The 18,240-nt window shown below is 66.6% G+C and carries 13 protein-coding genes and 1 riboswitch; of the genes, 11 read left to right on the plus strand and 2 right to left on the minus strand.

The genetic code is table 11. From position 1 onward, the window contains the following. Positions 1 to 550 precede the first annotated feature (550 nt). The 3 genes from ACT6Q8_RS20690 (at position 551) to ACT6Q8_RS20700 (ending at position 6,009) form a co-directional block, all read left to right on the plus strand. Positions 551 to 1,789 (plus strand): metallophosphoesterase family protein, encoded by a 1,239-nt coding sequence (locus ACT6Q8_RS20690; RefSeq protein ID WP_444734281.1) that lies wholly within the window; start codon positions 551 to 553, stop codon positions 1,787 to 1,789. Continuing rightward, on the plus strand, positions 1,789 to 5,289 hold the full coding sequence (locus tag ACT6Q8_RS20695) for an AAA family ATPase (RefSeq protein ID WP_444734282.1): 3,501 nt from the start codon (positions 1,789 to 1,791) through the stop codon (positions 5,287 to 5,289). Before ACT6Q8_RS20690 ends, ACT6Q8_RS20695 begins: the two co-directional genes overlap by 1 nt. 249 nt (positions 5,290 to 5,538) lie before the next feature. Further along, complete coding sequence (locus ACT6Q8_RS20700; protein WP_444734283.1) at positions 5,539 to 6,009, plus strand: spore coat protein U domain-containing protein; 471 nt, start codon at positions 5,539 to 5,541, stop codon at positions 6,007 to 6,009. Between the two features lie 57 nt (positions 6,010 to 6,066). Here ACT6Q8_RS20700 and ACT6Q8_RS20705 read toward each other — a convergent pair whose 3' ends face one another. Further along, a complete protein-coding gene (locus ACT6Q8_RS20705; RefSeq protein ID WP_444734284.1) occupies positions 6,067 to 8,145 on the minus strand; it encodes a methyl-accepting chemotaxis protein in 2,079 nt (692 codons plus the stop codon). A 285-nt stretch (positions 8,146 to 8,430) separates the two neighbouring features. After that, a riboswitch (cobalamin riboswitch) is annotated at positions 8,431 to 8,626 on the plus strand. A gap of 218 nt (positions 8,627 to 8,844) precedes the next feature. Here ACT6Q8_RS20705 and ACT6Q8_RS20710 point away from each other — a divergent pair. From ACT6Q8_RS20710 to ACT6Q8_RS20740, 7 genes are read left to right on the plus strand one after another with little or no spacing between them, the layout of a single operon-like run. Further along, positions 8,845 to 10,695 carry a TonB-dependent receptor plug domain-containing protein gene (locus tag ACT6Q8_RS20710; protein WP_444734285.1) on the plus strand — a complete coding sequence of 617 codons (1,851 nt, stop codon included), beginning with the start codon at positions 8,845 to 8,847 and terminating at the stop codon, positions 10,693 to 10,695. Next, the gene (locus ACT6Q8_RS20715) at positions 10,695 to 11,597 is read left to right on the plus strand and encodes an ABC transporter substrate-binding protein (protein WP_444734286.1); all 903 of its coding nucleotides are present in this window, start codon (positions 10,695 to 10,697) and stop codon (positions 11,595 to 11,597) included. Before ACT6Q8_RS20710 ends, ACT6Q8_RS20715 begins: the two co-directional genes overlap by 1 nt. Then, complete coding sequence (locus ACT6Q8_RS20720; protein WP_444734287.1) at positions 11,594 to 12,643, plus strand: FecCD family ABC transporter permease; 1,050 nt, start codon at positions 11,594 to 11,596, stop codon at positions 12,641 to 12,643. Before ACT6Q8_RS20715 ends, ACT6Q8_RS20720 begins: the two co-directional genes overlap by 4 nt. Continuing rightward, positions 12,640 to 13,431 (plus strand): ABC transporter ATP-binding protein, encoded by a 792-nt coding sequence (locus ACT6Q8_RS20725; RefSeq protein WP_444734288.1) that lies wholly within the window; start codon positions 12,640 to 12,642, stop codon positions 13,429 to 13,431. The genes ACT6Q8_RS20720 and ACT6Q8_RS20725 overlap by 4 nt, the downstream gene beginning before the upstream one ends. After that, on the plus strand, positions 13,428 to 13,940 hold the full coding sequence (cobU, locus tag ACT6Q8_RS20730; protein WP_444734289.1) for a bifunctional adenosylcobinamide kinase/adenosylcobinamide-phosphate guanylyltransferase: 513 nt from the start codon (positions 13,428 to 13,430) through the stop codon (positions 13,938 to 13,940). Before ACT6Q8_RS20725 ends, cobU begins: the two co-directional genes overlap by 4 nt. Before the next feature lie 10 nt (positions 13,941 to 13,950). Beyond that, on the plus strand, positions 13,951 to 14,568 hold the full coding sequence (gene cobO / locus ACT6Q8_RS20735) for a cob(I)yrinic acid a,c-diamide adenosyltransferase (RefSeq protein ID WP_444734290.1): 618 nt from the start codon (positions 13,951 to 13,953) through the stop codon (positions 14,566 to 14,568). After that, positions 14,568 to 16,031 (plus strand): cobyric acid synthase, encoded by a 1,464-nt coding sequence (locus ACT6Q8_RS20740; RefSeq protein ID WP_444734291.1) that lies wholly within the window; start codon positions 14,568 to 14,570, stop codon positions 16,029 to 16,031. Before cobO ends, ACT6Q8_RS20740 begins: the two co-directional genes overlap by 1 nt. Positions 16,032 to 16,134: 103 nt before the next feature. Here the strand turns inward: ACT6Q8_RS20740 and cbiB are convergent, their stop codons facing one another. Further along, positions 16,135 to 17,076, minus strand: a complete 942-nt coding sequence (gene cbiB, locus ACT6Q8_RS20745) for an adenosylcobinamide-phosphate synthase CbiB (RefSeq protein WP_444734292.1) — start codon at positions 17,074 to 17,076, stop codon at positions 16,135 to 16,137. Between cbiB and ACT6Q8_RS20750 the strand changes: the two genes are divergently transcribed. Beyond that, the gene (locus tag ACT6Q8_RS20750) at positions 17,075 to 18,103 is read left to right on the plus strand and encodes a threonine-phosphate decarboxylase (RefSeq protein WP_444734293.1); all 1,029 of its coding nucleotides are present in this window, start codon (positions 17,075 to 17,077) and stop codon (positions 18,101 to 18,103) included. The two genes, cbiB and ACT6Q8_RS20750, sit on opposite strands and share 2 nt — an antisense overlap. Positions 18,104 to 18,240: the final 137 nt, after the last annotated feature.

The following is an 18,240-nucleotide window of genomic DNA, read 5'->3' on the forward strand; positions in this document are numbered from 1 at the left end:
TGGCAGAAGCGATCAGGGCGGCGGCGGCGGTCTTGGCGAAGAACTTGGTCATGTCGGTCTCCATCGGTTCGTTGGGGTGAGGCGTTGTTGCCTTCATGCGAACCAAGGATTGCAGCCGGAATGCCAAGTGCGGACACACCCTGAAAGTTGAGGGTTTCTGCGGCCTTTGGGTGTGTGGGGTATCTCGACTGATATATTGCATAACGCAAAAATGCGAAATGCATGTTGCTATATGCAAATACCCTTGCAAGGAGCAACTATGGTCGCTGCAATGGCACAACCTAAGCTAAAGGTTAGGTTTGTCGTGGAGGCCCGTCTATCCCCCACCCGGCACCCGCCCGCGTAACTGCTGACTTCCCGACCCTTCCTTTGCTATAATGGTCCTATCAACGCCCTCTTCGCGCCTGTCCGCATTCGGAGCTGCCGGCTTTCGGAGCTGGAAAGGTGTGAACTCCGTGAAACACCCTCTTATTTTATGGTTCACTTGGTTGCGTGGGATCGTCCGGAACGGTTAAGTCTTCCGACCCGTTCCTTTCCGGTCGCCCCTTACATGCGCTTCCTGCACGCCGCCGACATCCATCTGGACAGTCCCCTGCTGGGCCTTGCCGCACGTGCGGGGGACCGGGCGGAGATGCTGGTCGGCGCCACGCGCCGGGCGCTGGTGCGGCTGGTCGATCTGGCGGTGGAGGAACAGGTCGCGTTCTTGATCATCGCGGGCGACCTTTATGATGGCGACTGGCGCGATTTTATGACGGGCCTGTTCTTTGCCGAACAGATGGCCCGGCTGGAAAAAGCCGGCATCCCCGTCTATCTGCTGCGCGGCAATCATGATGCCGAAAGCACGATGACCAGGCGGCTGTCGCTGCCGCCCAATGTGCATGTCTTTGATCACCGCAAGCCACAGAGTTTCCGGCTGGATGATCTGGGTGTGGCGCTGCATGGCCGCAGCTTCCATACCCGCGATGTCACCGACAATCTGGTGCCCTCATATCCGGCCCCCGTTGCCGGCCTTCTGAATATCGGCGTGCTGCATACCGCGTTGGAGGGCAAGCCGCCGCACGCCCGTTACGCCCCCTGCTCGCCTGCCGATCTGAAGGCCAAGGGCTATGATTACTGGGCGCTGGGCCATGTGCATGAACGGGCCGTGATCGACCGCGCCCCCTGGATCATCTTCCCCGGCAACCTGCAGGGCCGCCACGCCAATGAAACGGGGCCGAAGGGCGCCACGCTGGTGACGGTGGCGGCGGGCCGGATCACCGATGCCGCGCATGTGGTGCTGGATGATGTGCGCTGGGTCCGGGTTGCGGTGGCACTGGACGGGGCGGAGGGGGAGCGGGATCTGGCCGACCGCATCGCCACCGCCCTGGCCGATGCGCGGACCGATGCCGGGGACCGCACCCTGGCGGCCCGTCTCACCCTGACAGGGGCCACGGCCCTGCACCGGCGGTTGAAGGCCGATCCCGTCTGGCTGTCGGCAGAGGCGGAACAGGCGGCGGCGCGGGCGGGTGGGGATATCTGGATCGAACGCATCGTTACCGATACGCGTGATCCGGCGCGGGGGCCGGCGCCCACGGGCGACGCGCTGGCCGAACTGACCGCCGTGCTGGCCGCGCTGAAGAATGATGAACAGGCACTGTCCCCCCTGCTGGACGATATCGCACAGCTGAAGGCGCGCCTGCCAGAACGTGCCCTGGCTGATCTGGGGCTGGAAGACGACGGCGCGCTGGCGGCGTTGCTGGAGGATGCGGAGGCTTTGTTGCTGGACCGGTTGTCGGCGGGGGAAGGCTGATGCGTATCAACCGCCTGGACCTGGAACGCTATGGCCATTTCGACGGGACCAGCCTGGACCTCTCGAACCCGGATGCGCGCCTGCATATCATCCATGGTCCTAACGAGGCCGGGAAATCCACGGCCCTGTCGGCCATCTGCGACCTGCTGTTCGGGGTGCCCGAACGGTCTCGCCTGGGCTTCCGCCATGGCAATAACGCCCTGCGCATAGGGGCGGCGCTGGCCCTGCCGGATGGGCGGGTGATGGAAGTGAAGCGGCGCAAGGGGCGGACGGCAACGCTGCTGGACGGTGATGGCGGGACGGCCCTGCCCGACAATATCCTGGCCCCCTGGCTGGGCGGGCTGGATCGGGCAGCGTTTGAGCGGCTGTTCGGCTTGGACCATGCCCGCCTGCGGGCCGGCGGTGAGGCCATGCTGGCGGCAGGCGGCGATCTGGCCCGCACCCTGTTCCAGGCTGGCAGCGGCCTGTCGGGTCTGGACCGCATCGTCACCCGCCTGACCGGCGACGCGGACGAGATCGGCAGCCCCCACCGCAAACAGGCCAGCAAGCCGCTGTGGCAGTCCATCGACGCCTATGCCGAGGCGGCGGCCCGCATGCGCAACGAGGCGACGAAGGCCGAAGCCTGGGAAGCAGCCGAAACGGCGGTGACGGGTGCACGCGAACAGCTGGCCGCCATCCGCGCCACCCTGGCCGAAGCGGAGACGGCGCGCAGCCGGCTGGAACGGCTGCGGCGTGTCCGTCCGCTGCTGGCCCGGCTGGACGATCTGGCTTCGGCGCTGGCCGGGGCGGGGGAGGGGCCGGACCTGCCCGAAAGTCTGGCCACCGACTGGCGCCGGGCAGAGGCGGAGATGCTGACCAGCGCCCGGCAGGCGGACGAAACGGCCAAGGCCCTGGCGGAGGCAGAAGCGGCACTGGAAGCCGCCGGTCCCGTTCCAGCTCTGCTGTCGCTGGCGGCGCCCATCGAGGCCCTGTACCAGCGCCAGGGGGAAATGGCGAAATCCGCCGCCGACCTGCCCCGACGGCAGCAGGAACAGGCCGCCGCCCTGGCCCGTCTGGCGCAGCTGGCCCGCGATATCGGGCAGGCGGAGGATATTGACCCGCTGTCGGCCCTGCTGCCCGACCGGCTGCTGATTGCCCGCATCCGCGACAAGGTGAAGGAGCATGCGCGCCTGGATCAGGCCTGGACCGACGCCACCCGCCGGCATGAAGCCGCCAGCCGGGAGGCCCGACAGGCCGAACGGCAGCAGCCCGCCACCGGACCCGATGCGGCCAGACTGGCCCGCGCCGATGCCGCCCTGGCTGCCGCCCGCCGGTTTGGCGAGGTGGAGCTGCGCCAGGACCGGGCGCGACGCGCCCTGGAGGATGGCACGGCGCGTCTGGCGCAGCTGACGGCCCGCCTGGGCCGTTTCGCGCTGCCGTCCGACCGTCTGGCAGCATTACCCCTGCCGCCGCCGGACGTGGTGGAGCGGCAGCGTCAATGTGAACAGGCGCTGGAGAATAAGCGCCTGCGCCTGATGGAGGATCAGCGCGCGGCAGAGGGGGAGGCGGGCCGCCTGCGTCAGGCGCTGCGCACCCTGTCCGGTGCCGGTGAGGTGCCGACCCCGGCCTTGATCGCCCAGGCAAGGCGGGATCGTGACGGGCATTGGGCCCGCTTGCGCCCCCACCTGACCCAGGGCACCCCGGCTCCCGCCGATGCCGTCCCGGCCTTCGATGCGGCCATCCGGGCGGCGGACGATCTGGCCGACCGCCGCGACCGCGACGCGCAGCGCGTGGCCGATTACCTGCGGGCCGAGAGCGATCTGGCCGCCAGCGCTGACCGGCTGTCTGCCTTCACCCGTGAGGCGGCAGCCCTGGAACAGGAGGAACAGCGCCTGTCGCAGGGTTGGGCCGACCTCTGGCGGCCCGCCGGCATCACCCCCGGCAGCCCTGCTGAGATGGCGGCCTTCCTGACCCAGACGGCAACAGTTCTTGCCGCACGGGATCAGCAAGCGCAGCTGCAGGAAACGCTCGACAGTGTCAGCGATGATGCCGGCCAATGTGCGGCCCATCTGAGGTTAGTCCTGACATTATGCGGGGGAGAGGATGACGGCAGCGACAGCCTGCCCGCCCTGCGCGTGGCGGCAGAGGCAGCATATGCCCAGGCGCGGCAGGCGGCGGATGCCGCCAGCAAGGCTGAACAGCGCCTGACCCTGGTCCGCGCCGCCCTGGACAATGCCGCCGATGATCTGGCCACCGCCGAGCGGGCGCTGGATGGCTGGGGCAACGGCTGGGCCGCCGACATGGCCAGCATCGGGCTGGCCGCACAGGCCCTGCCCACCGAGGCAGAGGCCGCCCTGCGCGTGTGGGAGGATATCGCGGGGGAACTGCGCCAGATCCGCGATCTGGATCACCGCATCGCCGGCCTGGATCGCGACATCGGTGCCTATCGCGCCGACAGTGCGGCCCTGCTGTCTGCGGCGGCGGAGATGGTGCCCGGCCTGGATGTGCCCGCCGATGCGGCGGCGACGGCCCTTTACGATGCGCTGCGTCAGGCCCGGACCCTGGCGGCACGCCGTGAAAGCCTGCAACAATCCCGTGATCAGGCGACCCGGCGGGCCGGGGACGCCGCACGGATCTCACGCGATGCCGCCGCCGCCCTGTCCGATCTGCGCCATCTGCATCGTGTGGCGGATGGGGATGATGTGCCGGCGCTGGTGGCGGCTGCATCGCGTCGGCGGGAGCTGCGGGCCAGCGCGCTGTCCTTGCAGGCGGAACTGCGCAAGGCCGGTGACGGTCAGGACCCCGAACAGCTTCGCCATGCCGTGACCGGCCTGGACCCCGACGCCTTGGCGGCGGAGGTGGCGGACCTGTCGACGCGGATTGAGCGTGCACAGAATGATCTGGCCGAAACCTCCGTCAGATTACGGGAGGCCGAACGCGCGCTGGAGGAAATGCGCCACCGCGCCGGCATCGGTAGGGCAGCGCAGGATGCGGCCGATGCGGCGGCGGGAGCGGCACAACTGGCGGGACGCTGGCTGCGGCTGCGGGCGGCATCGCTGCTGCTGACCCAGGCGGTCGAACGCTATCGCGACCGGAACGAGCATCCGCTGCTGCGCCGGGCGGGCGCGGTCCTGGCGGCCATGGCGGCCAGTGGGGGCAACCCGATCATCCGCCTGAAGGTCGATTACGGCGATGCCGACCACCCGGTCCTGGTCGGCGTGCGTCAGGATGGCAGCGACGCGCATGTGGAGGATATGAGCGAGGGGCTGCGCGACCAGCTTTTCCTGGCCCTGCGCATTGCGGCGGTGGAGGCGCATGTTGCGCAATCGACCCCGCTGCCCTTCGTGGCCGACGACCTGTTCATCACCTCTGACGAGACGCGGACCATGGCCGGTCTGCGGGCATTGGCCGAATTGGGACAGGCGACGCAGGTGGTTCTGTTCACCCACCATGAATATGTGGTGCAGGCGGGGCAGACGCATCTGGGCGGGCGGGTGCAGGTGCATCGTCTGCGCGCCTGACGCCCTATCCCATAGGTTAGGTTGTAGGGCTGGTTGGAGTGTCTGTTTCAATATGCAATGATATTTGCATTTTGAAACATGCATTATGCAATTTTGCAGAATGCAATATGTCAATGGAGGGTAAACGCTGCCTGAAAGGCGCGGAATCACTCAACTTTCAGGGTGTGCTCTTGGTTGGCACGCAAGCTGCATATCATGGTTCCCATGAAGGCAACAATGCCTCAGCAGTTGGAACCGATGGAGCCTAAGATGACCAAGTTCTTCGCCAAGACCGCCGCCGCCGCCGCCGCCCTGATCGCCGCCGCTGCCGTTACCCCCGCCCTGGCCCAGAACGCGTCCGGCACCATCCAGCTGAAGGGCAATGTCGCTCTGTCCTGCACTATCGCCGTCCAGGACCTGAACCAGTCCCTGGCGCTCAAGGCCGGCGAAACCGCCAAGACGGTCGGTTCGGTCACCGAGACCTGCAATTCCGGTTCCGGCTACAAGATCACACTGGCCTCGGCCAACGCCGGCAAGCTGAAGTCCGGTAACTTCACCATCAACTACACGGTCAGCTATGACAACGGCTCCGCCGGTGCGCTGACCAGCCAGATGGTGATCGACCGCGCCACGGCTCAGTTCGGCAAGAAGTCCGACCTGAAGGTCACGGTCCCGGCTTCTGACCAGTACATCGCCGGCGATTATGCCGACACCGTCACCGTGACGATCGCTGCCAAGTAAGGTCGCCAAGGAATGAAGCCCCCGTCCGGGATGTCCGGGCGGGGGCTTTTGCTATCCTCAACCCGCCCGGATCTGCGCCACGAAGCTGCCTACCTCCCGGTCGGCTACGCCGGCGCTGTCGCGGACCTGGGCTGCATTGTCCAGCGCCATGACGGCGGCCTCAGTGACCGCCAGCACCTTGTCGGCGATGCCCTGGATGGCGCGCGATGCCTCGTCGGTGCCATGGGCCGCCTCGTTGACATTGCGGGCGATTTCCTGGGTGGCGGCGGTCTGCTCCTCCACCGCACCGGCAATGGCGGTGGCGGTTTCGTTGATGGTGCGGATAGTGGTGGCGATGCCGACCATGGCCTTGGCCGCATCCGCCGACGATCCCCGGATAGAGGCGACCAGGTCCGCGATTTCGTCCGTGGCCTTGGCTGTCTGGGTCGCCAGGTTCTTCACCTCTGACGCCACCACGGCAAAGCCTTTACCGGCTTCACCCGCCCGTGCCGCCTCGATAGTGGCGTTGAGCGCAAGGAGGTTGGTCTGGCTGGCAATCTCGCTGATCAGGTTGACGACGGCACCGATGCGGTCCGCCGACTGGATCAGGGCATCGACGGTGCCGGTGGCGCTGCCCGCCTCGTCCGCCGCGCGCGAGGCGATGCTGGCCGACATCTGCACCTGGGAGCCGATTTCGGCAATGGAGGCACGCAACTGCTCGGCGGCTGCCGCCACCGTCTGCACGTTGCTGGCGGCCTCTGTCACGGCAGACGCACCCAGGGCGGTGCTTTGCTGGGTATCGGCGCAGTCGGTGGACATCAGTTGCGCCATCCCCACCATCTGCTCGGCACTTTGCGAGACGCCGCGCAGCAGGGCACCCACCTCCCGCTCGAAACGGTCGGCCAGGGCCAGACGGTCGGATCTCAGCTTGGCCTCGGCCTCCGCATCCTTGCGCTCCGCCTCCGCCCGCAGCTTCTCTGCCTCTGCCAGACCATCGCGGAAGGCGACGACGGCCTCGGCCATGTGCCCGACCTCATCGACCCGGTCGGTGCCGGGGATGGGGGAGCTCAGGTCACCGCGTCGCACCCGCACCATGGCGTCGGTCAGGGCCAGGACGGGTCGCGCCAGACTGTTGCCCATCAGCGCGAACAGCCCGGCGCCTAGCAGGATCAGCACGGTGGCGATGATGGCCAGCGTGGTGACGGACCGGGTCAGGGCGTCTGTCACGACGCTTGTCGGTACCGTCGTGATCAGGACCCATTGTTCCTGTACCCCATCAAACTTGATGGGCGTGGCAAAGATCAGCCGTTCCACCCCTTCCAGGATCAGGGTGGCATAGGTGGCCCGCCCGGCCTTCTGCGCCTGCGTCACCAGATCGGCCAGCGGTCCCTTGGCCAGCGGCTTGTTCAGAAGGCCGGCATCGGGATGCACCACCCAGTTACCATTCTGCGCCAGAAGCCGGACATCGCCGGCCTCCAGCGGGCGGAAGGCGGCGAACTGTTTTTGCAGGGCCGTCAGGGCCATGTCGGTGGTGACGATGCCGATGGGCTTGCCATCCCGGTGGATCGGCGTACTGACGGTGACCATCAGCACTTCCTTGCCCTCAATCGGATAGGGGTAGGGGGCCGTCAGCATGGTGCGGTTGGCCGCCAGCGGGTCCAGGTACCATTCCTTGATCCCCGCCTCTACTGTCATCACCAGCGCCTCGATCCCCACACTCCCATCGGATTTGCGGAAGAAATAGGGGACGAAGCGGCCATTGGCGTCGGCACCGGTATAGCCCTTGCCGCCCGCATCATTGCCGTCGAAGCCGTTGGGTTCGAAGGCGACAGTGACGCCCACAATGTCCAGGTTGGCCCCGACGGCGGCACTTGCCTGTTCGGAGATCAGTTCCCGGCTGTAGCCCTTGATCTTTAGTCCGCCCTCGGTCTGGGCGTTGATGATGCGGGCATTGTCGATGGCGTTTTCGACAAGGTCGGCGGCGATCAGGGCGAAACCGGTGGTCGCCTCCTTCAGGGCCTGACGGACCTGCTCCCCCGTCGTCCGCTGTGATTGTATCGCGGCCCCGATGGTCAGGGCCAGGCCCAGCCCCAGGCATAGCCCGACACCAGACAGAACAAGGCGGGTCTTCACCGAAGAACGAAGCGACAGGATCATGGGCCTTTTCCCTTGCCGTTGGGGAAACTGGTTTCGTCCGTGTGCTTTGAACGTTTCTATCCTGAAGTTACTGTATGTGTGTTTTGTTCCAATCGTTTGACGGTGCAGGACACTTGCCCCTTTGGCTATTGCCTTTCGTACGTGTGCAGAGGCCTCTTACACCGCTTTTTCGCAGGGCGTCACCTCCAGGCCACAGCCCTACACCGTCGGGGGACATGTTACCGTTGGGAGGGTGTCATGTCTGGCCTGGACGCACGTTTCCTTGCGCACCCTTCGCGGGCGCGGTAAGACCAGGATATCGATGGTTCCCCGCAAGGGGTGAAAAGGGAACATGGTGCGGCGCCGCAAGGTGTCAATGCCATGGCTGCCCCCGCAACTGTAAGCGGCGAGTACTGCCCGACATGGCCACTGGGAAACTGGGAAGGCCGGGCATGTGCGACGACCCGTGAGCCAGGAGACCTGCCATCGGCAATGCGTCGCGCGGCCATTGGGCGGGGTGCCCCGATGGGACGGTTCACCGTTTCGCGCTGGCGCTTCGGAAGGAGTGCGCGGGTGAACCGGTTCGATGCCGAACCCCCTTGGGGTTTACACAGGACCAGATTATCGACATGACGTGACACACGTGCCCATCGGGGCGCGGACGTGACGACATGCGCATGCCCTCCGAATTCGTCAACAAGAACGAAGCGGAGTTATGAAGTGAGCCGAGTATCCTATTTCCGCGCCGCCCTTCTGGGTGCCGCGGCCAGCCTGACTGCATCCGCTGCCCTGGCGGAGCCGATGCAGGTTGCCGAGATCATCGTGTCCGCCAACAAGGTGCCCACCGCACAGGAACGCGTGGGCAGCAGCGTCAGCATCATCGACAGCGCCGAGATTGAGCGCCGCCAGCAGGTGCAGGCGCTGGACCTGCTGAAGCGCGTGCCGGGCGTGTCCATCTCCCGCAATGGCGGTCTGGGCAGCACCTCCACTGTGCGTCTGCGCGGGTCGGAAAGCGGCATGGTCAAGGTGCTGATCGACGGGGTTGAGGTGAACGACGCGTCGGGCGCCAATAACGAGTTCGATTTCAACAGCCTGATGACCGGCGATATCGAGAAGATCGAGGTCCTGAAGGGCCCGCAGAGCGCGCTGTACGGCAATGACGCCATGGCCGGCGTGATCAATGTCATCACCAAGCGCGGTGAAGGCGAGACGAAGATCCGCGGCACCCTGGAAGCCGGGGCCTATGGCACCTTCCGGCAGCAGGCCGGTCTGACGGGCGGCACCGAGCAGGTGGATTATGCCCTGTCGGCAGCCAACCTGCACACGGACGGCTTCTCCCGCACGTTCGTCGGCAATGAAAAGGACGGCACCGATGCACGGTCGGTCAGTGGCCGCCTTGGCGTCAAGGCGTCGGACATTCTGCGTTTTGATCTGAATGCCGGCTGGTCCTGGCTGGACACTGAATTCGATCCGTTCGGCGGCGACGGCCCGTCCTCCCAGGAAAAGGAAACCTGGCAGGTCCGGGGTGCCGGCACGCTGAGCCTGCTGGACGGCGCGTTTGAGAATGTGCTGGCCGCCAGCTATGCCAGCACCGACCGCGACTTTGACGAGCCCACGGGCTTCTACCGCTTCTCCACCTTCGACAGCCGTCGCAAGGCCCTGGACTATCAGGGCAACCTGCGTCTGCGCGACGCCGATGTCGCCACCATCGGTCTGTCGGTCGATGAGGAGGATGGCAAGACCACCAATACGGTGGGCAACGCCACCAGCACGGGCCTGGATGACAGCGTCACCACCAAGTCGGCCTTTGTGCAGTATCAGGCCGCCGTGACCAGCGACCTGACCCTGACACTGGGTGGACGCGTGGATGATCATGAGCAGTTCGGGACCGAGGGTACTTGGCGCGCCACCGGTGCCTATCAGGTGCCGGCAACCGGGACCGTGCTGCGCGCCAGCTATGGCACGGCCAACAAGGCGCCGACGCTGTATCAGTTGTATGATCCGTTCTATGGCAACAAGAACCTGTCGGCGGAGGATGGCAAGGGGGCCGATATCGGCTTCGAACAGAAGCTGTTGGATGGTCGCGTCGGGTTCGGGGCCAGCCTGTTCCGCAACACCTATACGAACATGATCGGCTTCTCCAACGGCTATATCAACGTGGCCCGCGCCCGCACCAAGGGCGTGGAACTGACGTTTGAGGCGACGCCGGTGGAAACGGTCCTGATCCAGGCCAACTACACCTATCTTGACGCCAAGGACAGCCGTACGGGCCGTGACCTGCCGCGCCGTCCGCAGGACACGCTCAACGCGTCGGTTGACTGGACCGTCGTGGAGGGTATCGATCTGGGTGCCGCCCTGCGCTATGTCGGCAAGCAACGCGACACCGCCTCGGCTACGTCGCCCATCCTGGACAGCTATACCACCGTCGATTTCACGGCGCGGTGGGCCGTTCTGGACAATGTCAGCCTGTTCGGGCGGGTGGAAAACCTGTTCGATGAGGATTATCAGGAGGTTCGCACCTATCGCGCGCCGGGCCGGTCGGCCTTTGGCGGCGTGACGGTGACGTTCTGATGCGGGTCGGCGTCGCCCTTCTGGTGGCGGCCTTCATGGCGCTTCCCGTGGGGGCGGCGCCGGTCTTATCGCCCGCCACACGCGTCGTCTCCCTGTCGCTCTGCGCGGATCAGTTCCTGCTGGCGCTGGACGCGCAGACGCAGATTGCCGGGCTGACCCGGCTGGCGGGGGATGCACACCTGTCCCCCTATGCCGACCGGGCCGCCGGAATGCCCATCCATGATGGGACGGCGGAAAGCGTTTTGATGCTGAAGCCCGATCTGGTCATTGCCGGCGGTTATGCCCGCGCGCAGACGGTGGGCATGCTGGAACGGCTGGGCGTGCCGGTGCTGCGGCTGAAAACGCCGCAGACCCTGGCCGACATTCCGCCGCAGATCGAACAGGTGGCCGATGCCCTGGGCCGGGGCGGGCAGGGCCGGGCCCTGGCCGACCGGCTGCGGGCCAAGCTGTCGGGACCCAGTGACGGCCCGCGCCCGACGGCGGCGCTTTACCGTCCGGGTGGTGAGGTGCCGGGATCGCGTGGCATCGTCAATGACATGATGAAGGCCGCCGGTCTGGAGAATATCGGCGGGAAACTGTCGGGCCGGCCCAATGGAAGGGTGGCGGTGGAAACGCTGCTGCTGAACCCACCGGACCTGCTGGTGCTGGACAGCGTGCGGCCCGATCGGCCTGGTGTGGGCCAGTCGGTGATGGACCATCCCGCCCTGGCGGCGGCGCGGGGGGAAATGGCCGTCGCTGCCTTTCCCATCGCCTGGTGGCTGTGCGCCTCGCCCGCCTCGATCGAGGGGGTGGAGCGGCTGGCGGAGGTGGCGGGAAGGGCATTGGGAACGCACGAAGAGGCGGCCTATCAGCCCGCCGCCATCCCCAAGCCGTTACCTGCCGGGGAAGGATCAATCCGATGACCGTCACGACACAAGACATCCGTGCCCAATGCCGGGGACGCGGGGCGCAAGCAGCCGGCCAGTCTGGCCTTGCGCTTCTCCTGCTTCTGATCCTGTTCCCGATCCTGCTGACCGCCAGCTTCCTGATCGGTCCCGCCGATGTGTCGGCGGTGGACCTTTTGTCGGGACTGTTCAGCGGGCAGGCCAGTCCCGCCGCCCTGATCGCGTTCGAAATTCGTCTGCCGCGCGCCCTGCTGGGCGCCCTGGTGGGTGCGGGGCTGGGCATGGCGGGGGCGGCGTTGCAGGGATATCTGCGCAACCCGCTGGCCGAGCCATCGCTGATCGGGGCCTCGTCCTCTGCGTCCCTGGGGGCGGTGCTGGCCATCTATTTCGGGCTGTCGGCGACGGCGCCTCTGGCCCTGCCCGTGGCGGGAATGCTGGGGGCGGCACTTGCCATGCTGTTGATCCAGGGGCTGGCGGGGCGGGATGCGTCGGTCCTGATGCTGATCCTGGCGGGCCTGGCGGTACAGACGCTGGCGGGGTCGCTGACCTCGCTGGCCCTCAACCTTGCCCCCAATCCGCATGCCGCACTGGAGATCGCGTTCTGGCTGCTGGGCAGTCTGACCGACCGCACGAATGACCATCTGCTGGTGGCCGCCCCCTTCATCATCGCCGGCATTCTGGTGCTGGGCGGATCGGGCAGGGCGCTGGACGCGCTGGGCCTGGGCGAACGCACGGCGGGCAGCATGGGTGTGGACCTGAACCGCCTGCGCTGGCGCATCATCATCGGCACCGTCCTGTCGGTGGGGGCGGCGGTGGCGGTGACGGGCAGCATCGGTTTCGTCGGGCTTGTGGTGCCGCATCTGCTGCGCCGGGTCACGAGGAACCAGCCGTCACGGTTGCTTTGGCCGTCGGCCCTGGCCGGTGCGTGCCTGCTGCTGGCCGCCGACATTCTGGTGCGGCTCCTGCCCACCAATGACGAATTGAAACTGGGCGTGGTCACGGGTCTGATCGGCGCGCCCTTCTTCTTTCACCTGCTGCTGAAAACCAGGGAGCGGATGCGATGAGCCTGCTGTCAGCCCGCAATATCCGTTTTGCACGGGGCAACCGGCCTATCCTGGATGGTGTCGACCTGTCGGTCGGGGCCGGCGAATGTGTCGGCCTGATCGGGCCGAACGGGGCCGGTAAATCCACCCTGCTGTCGGTGATGGCCGGCCTGTTGAAGGCGGATGGCGCGGTCGCCCTGGACGACAGGCCGCTGGAGCAGTGGCCGCGGGCGGAGCGGGCCCGGCGCATCGGCTTTCTGGAACAGGGGGCGAATTGCCACTGGCCCCTGACGGTGGAGCGGGTGGTGACCCTGGGACGACTGCCGCATGCCAGCCCCTGGGGCGGGGAGGCAGAGTCCGACCGCGCCGCGATTGCCCGCGCCATGCAACAGTGCGACGTCACACACTTCGCCGAACGGAGTGTGACAAGCCTGTCTGGGGGCGAGCGGGCGCGGGTCATGCTGGCCCGTGCGCTGGCGGGCGATCCGGCAGTGCTGCTGGCCGATGAACCGGCGGCGGGCCTGGACCCGTATCATCAGTTGCAGGTGATGGAACTGCTGTCTGGATTGGCGGCGGGGGGCATGGCCGTGGTGGTCGTACTGCACGACCTGACCCTGGCACTGCGCCACTGCACCCGTCTGTGCCTGCTGGATGAGGCTGGCAAGGTGGCTGCGGATACCACGCCCGCCGACCTTCTGGACAGCGGCGCCTTGGGCAGGGTCTATGGCATCGAACTGGTGCGCGGCGGGCATGAGGGCGCACCCTTTGCCCTGCCCTGGCGCCGCCTGCCGGTGGAGATGCGGGCATGAGCACGGCCCTCACCCTGATCCTGGGTGGCGCGCGGTCTGGCAAAAGCCGGATGGCCGAACAGCTGGTCACCGCACTGCCCGGCCCTTGGGTCTATATCGCCACTGCCCAGGCCTTCGACGCAGAGATGCAGGACCGTATCCGGTTGCATCAGGGGGGACGGGCCGAAGGCTGGGTCACCGTGGAGGAACCGCTGGATCTGGTGGCAGCATTGACCCGCGCCAATGCCACGGCCCGACCTGTCCTGGTCGACTGCCTGACCCTGTGGCTGACCAATGTCATGCTGGCGGGCCGGGAGGTGGAGGCGGAGGCTGCACGGCTGATCGACCTGCTGCCCGGCCTGACAGTCCCGGTTGTGCTGGTCGGCAATGAGGTGGGGCTGGGCATCGTGCCTGACAATCGCCTGTCGCGCCTGTTCCGTGACCATGCGGGCCGGTTGCATCAGGATATCGCGCGCATCGCCGACAAGGTGCTGTTCATGGCCGCCGGCCTGCCGATGCAGTTGAAGTAAGGAGTTCAAGATGGAAGCCGTTGTTACGCCGGAAGATGCCGAACGCCACAAGGCCAAGATGCAGAAGCGCAAGGCCCTGATGGATCGCCGGGTCGGTGAACGTCAGAATGAAAAGGGCCTGCTGATGGTCCATACCGGCCCCGGCAAGGGCAAGTCCACGGCGGCGTTGGGCCTGATGATGCGTGCTGCCGGCCATGGGTTCCGTGTCGGCTTCATCCAGTTCATCAAGGGCACCTGGGCCACGGGCGAGCAGGTGGCGCTGGAACGGTTCGATGACCTGATCGACCATCATGTGATGGGGGAGGGCTTCACCTGGGAAACCCAGGACAAGGCGCGCGATATCCTGGCCGCCGGCCGCGCCTGGGATCAGGCCCGCGCCATGATGGTGGATCAGCTTTACCGCCTGATCGTGCTGGACGAGATGAATATCGCCCTGCGCTATGGCTATCTGGATATTGATGAGGTGGTGGCGACCCTGGTGTCGCGCCGTCCCGACCTGCATGTGCTGGTCACAGGCCGCAATGCCAACCCGCTGCTGATGGATGCCGCCGATCTGGTGACGGAGTTCCAATCCGTGAAGCATCCGTTCAATGCCGGGATCAAGGCCCAGGCCGGGATCGAATTCTGATGGCGACGCGGCCCCGCGCCCTGATGATCCAGGGGACCGGATCGGATGTCGGCAAGTCGCTGCTGGTGGCAGCGCTGGCCCGCGCCTTTGCCAACCGGGGCCTGTCGGTGCGGCCATTTAAGCCGCAGAACATGTCCAACAATGCCGCCGTCACGGCGGATGGGGGGGAGATCGGGCGGGCACAGGCGCTGCAGGCGCGCGCCGCCCGTGTCGTCCCGTCCGTCCATATGAACCCTGTCCTGCTGAAGCCGCAGAGCGATACCGGCGCGCAGGTGGTGGTGCAGGGCCGCATGCTGGGCACCGCCGAGGCGTCGGAATATCAGCAGCGCAAGGGCACGCTGCTGACCGCCGTGCTGGATAGTTTCGGCCGGCTGGGGGAGGGGGCTGACCTGATCCTGGTGGAAGGGGCAGGCAGCCCGGCGGAAACCAACCTGCGGGCCCGTGATATCGCCAACATGGGCTTCGCGCTGGCCGCCGATGTGCCCGTCATCCTGGCTGGCGACATCGACCGGGGCGGGGTGATCGCCAGCATCGTGGGCACGCATACGGTGCTGGACCATGCCGACCGCGCCGCCATCAAGGGCTTCATCATCAACAAGTTTCGGGGCGATGTCCTGCTGTTCGATGATGGCCTGATCGAGATCATGCGCCGTACCGACTGGCCCAGTTTCGGCGTACTGCCCTTCCTTCCCGCCGCTGCCCGCCTTCCGGCAGAAGATGCGGTGGTGCTGGACCATTGGCGGGCGGGGTCGGGCCGGGCGCTGCGTATTGCCGTGCCCATGCTGTCGCGCATCGCCAATTTCGATGATTTTGACCCGCTGCGGCTGGAACCGTCCGTATCGGTGACCATGGTGCCGCCGGGCCGTCCCCTGCCGCTGGATGCCGATCTGATCATCCTGCCGGGCAGCAAGGCCACTATCGCCGATCTGGCCTTCTTCTGCGCGCAGGGCTGGGACGTGGATATGCACGCCCATATCAGGCGCGGCGGGCGCGTGCTGGGTATCTGCGGCGGCTATCAGATGTTGGGCCGCACCATCGCCGATCCCGGCGGGATTGAGGGGCCGGCGGGTCAAGTGTCGGGCTTGGGCTGGCTGGATGTCGATACGGTTCTGACCGGGTCCAAGGTGCTGAAACCGGTCACCGGTATCGGTGCGGCGGGGGAGGGGATGTTTACCGGCTATGAGATGCATGTCGGCGTGACGACGGGGCCGGGCCGCGACCGCCCCCTGTTGCGCATCGATGGGTCTGGGGCGGAGGGGGCTATGTCGCCCGATGGCCGCATTGCCGGGTGCTATGTGCATGGCCTGTTTTCCAACGACGGATTTCGGGCTGGCTTCCTGTCCGGGTTTGGTGTGGCGTCGGGCCTGTCCTATGAAACGGCGGTCGATGCGGCGCTTGATGAATGTGCGGCAGCGGTGGAGCGGCACCTGGATTTGGACGGGCTGCTGGCGGTCGCGGGGTGAGGGGGCGATGGCATGTTGTAGGTCAGGTCGAGGTGTTAACCGAGCCCTGATAGTATGGCTTTCAATCCTTTGCTGTCAGGGCTCGCCTCCGGCTCGACCTGACCTACGCCTGCAGCGCCCAGAACGCAGCAAGCAACCACAGCAGCGCCAGCGACCGGCGGTACAGCCCCAATCCCGCCTCGATATCCGCCGCCGTCGCCGGCCTTCCGTCACCCATCCAATGATCATCCACCACCTGCCCGGCATAGCGGCGGGGACCGGCCAGCCGCAGACCCAGGGCGCCGGCCATCGCGGCTTCCGGCCAGCCGGCATTGGGGCTGCGATGCTTGCCGGCATCCCGCCACACGGCGCGCAGGGCCGCCCCTGCGCGCCGCCCTGCCGCCAGTGCCAGCAGCAGGGCGGTCAGGCGGGAGGCCGGCAGGTTCACCAGATCATCCACGCGGGCGGCGGCCGATCCGAAGGCCTCATGCCGGGGCGTGCGGTGGCCGATCATGCTGTCGGCGGTGTTGATGGCCTTGTAGGCCAGGATGCCGGGCAGGCCACCAACGGCCAGCCAGAAGGCGGGCGCCGTCACCCCGTCGGAGAAATTCTCCGCCAGGCTTTCGATGGCGGCCCGCGCCACCCCCGCGTCATCCAGGCTTTCCGGGTCGCGGCCCACAATATGGGCCACTGCGGCACGACCACCAGCCAGGCCGCCTTCATTCAGCCCGACCGAAACCGCGTTGACGAACCGATACAGGCTGCGCTGGGCCAGCAGGGTCGATGCCAGCAGCGCCAGGGGCAACCAACCAAGGGGCAGGGACAGCAGCCAGACCTGCAACGCTGCCCCCGTGCCGACCGCCCCGCCCACCAGGATGATCACCGTCACCACACCGCCCAGCCGCCGCAGCCAGCCCGGCCCCCGGTTCAGCATGCGGTCCAGGGCGGCAATCACGGTCCCGATCCAGACAACCGGGTGACGGATGACGCGGAAAACGGCGTCCGGATAGCCCAGCAGAGCCTCCAGAATCAGCGCACAGATCAACAGGGGTGGAAAAATCTCCATGATGGAACAAGGTGATAGCATGGATGGTGCGTGTGCGCAGCCCCATGGCGGTGACCTGGGTGTGATGTCTGCCCTGTTCCCCGATGCGCCCCGGCCCTGGATCGATCTGTCCACGGGCATCAACCCCTGGCCCTACAAGCTGCCCTCGTTGGAGCCGGCGCTGTGGACCCGCCTGCCATCGGCGGTGGGTGAGGCGGCGCTGACGCGCGCTTGCATGGCGGCCTATGGCGTTACCGATCCCGACGCGATCCTGGCGGCGCCGGGGTCGCAGGTGCTGATCAGCGGCTTGCCTTTCCTGCGACCGGCAGGGGCGGACGTGGCGATTGTCGGCCCCACCTATGGGGAACATGGCCCCGCCTGGCGGCGGGCCGGGCACCGGGTGCGGATGATCGCTGACCTGCCGCACCCCGTAGGGCCGCTGCCCGACGTGCTGCTGCTGGTCAATCCGAACAATCCCGACGGGCGCACCCATGATCCGGCCCGGCTGCGGCCGCTTCTGTCGGAAATCGCGCGGCGTGGGGGATGGATGCTGGTGGATGAAGCGTTCTGTGACCTGCGGCCCGATTTATCACTGGCTCCGCTCGCGGGACAACCGGGCCTGTTGATCCTCCGGTCCTTCGGCAAGTTCTTCGGGCTGGCGGGGCTGCGCCTGGGTTTTCTTCTGGCCCCGCCAACGCTGGTTTGTGCCATGGCGGCACGGCTGGGACCCTGGGCGGTGGCCGGGCCGGCGCTAGCCGTGGGGGTGGCGGCCCTGTCCGATGCGGGTTGGCAAGCGGATACAAGGCGTCGGCTGGCGGACGCCATGGATAGGTCATTGAGTCTATATCGAAAGACAGGCATGGATATCCTGGGGCACACTGATCTCTATGCCTTGCTCCGTGAACCGGAAGGGCGGGATCTGTTTCTTGGAATGGGGCGTGCTGGGCTGCTGATCCGGGCATTTCCCGACCGCCCTGGTTTGTTCCGGCTGGGCCTTCCCCCCGATTCTGTTGCATTCGATCGGGTCGCCTCTGTCCTAACCATCTGAAAATGCATATGTCTGACTGATTTTTATGCAGATTTGGGGATGGTTTGACATGTTTCGTTACAAATTATAGACTGTTAATCACTCGTTAAGCACGGGGTGCGGGTGGTGCTTTACAGAATTGGCACCATCCCTATCAT

The sequence above is a fragment of the Niveispirillum sp. genome, from assembly GCF_052437035.1.
In the GTDB taxonomy this organism is placed as follows: Bacteria; Pseudomonadota; Alphaproteobacteria; order Azospirillales; family Azospirillaceae; genus Niveispirillum.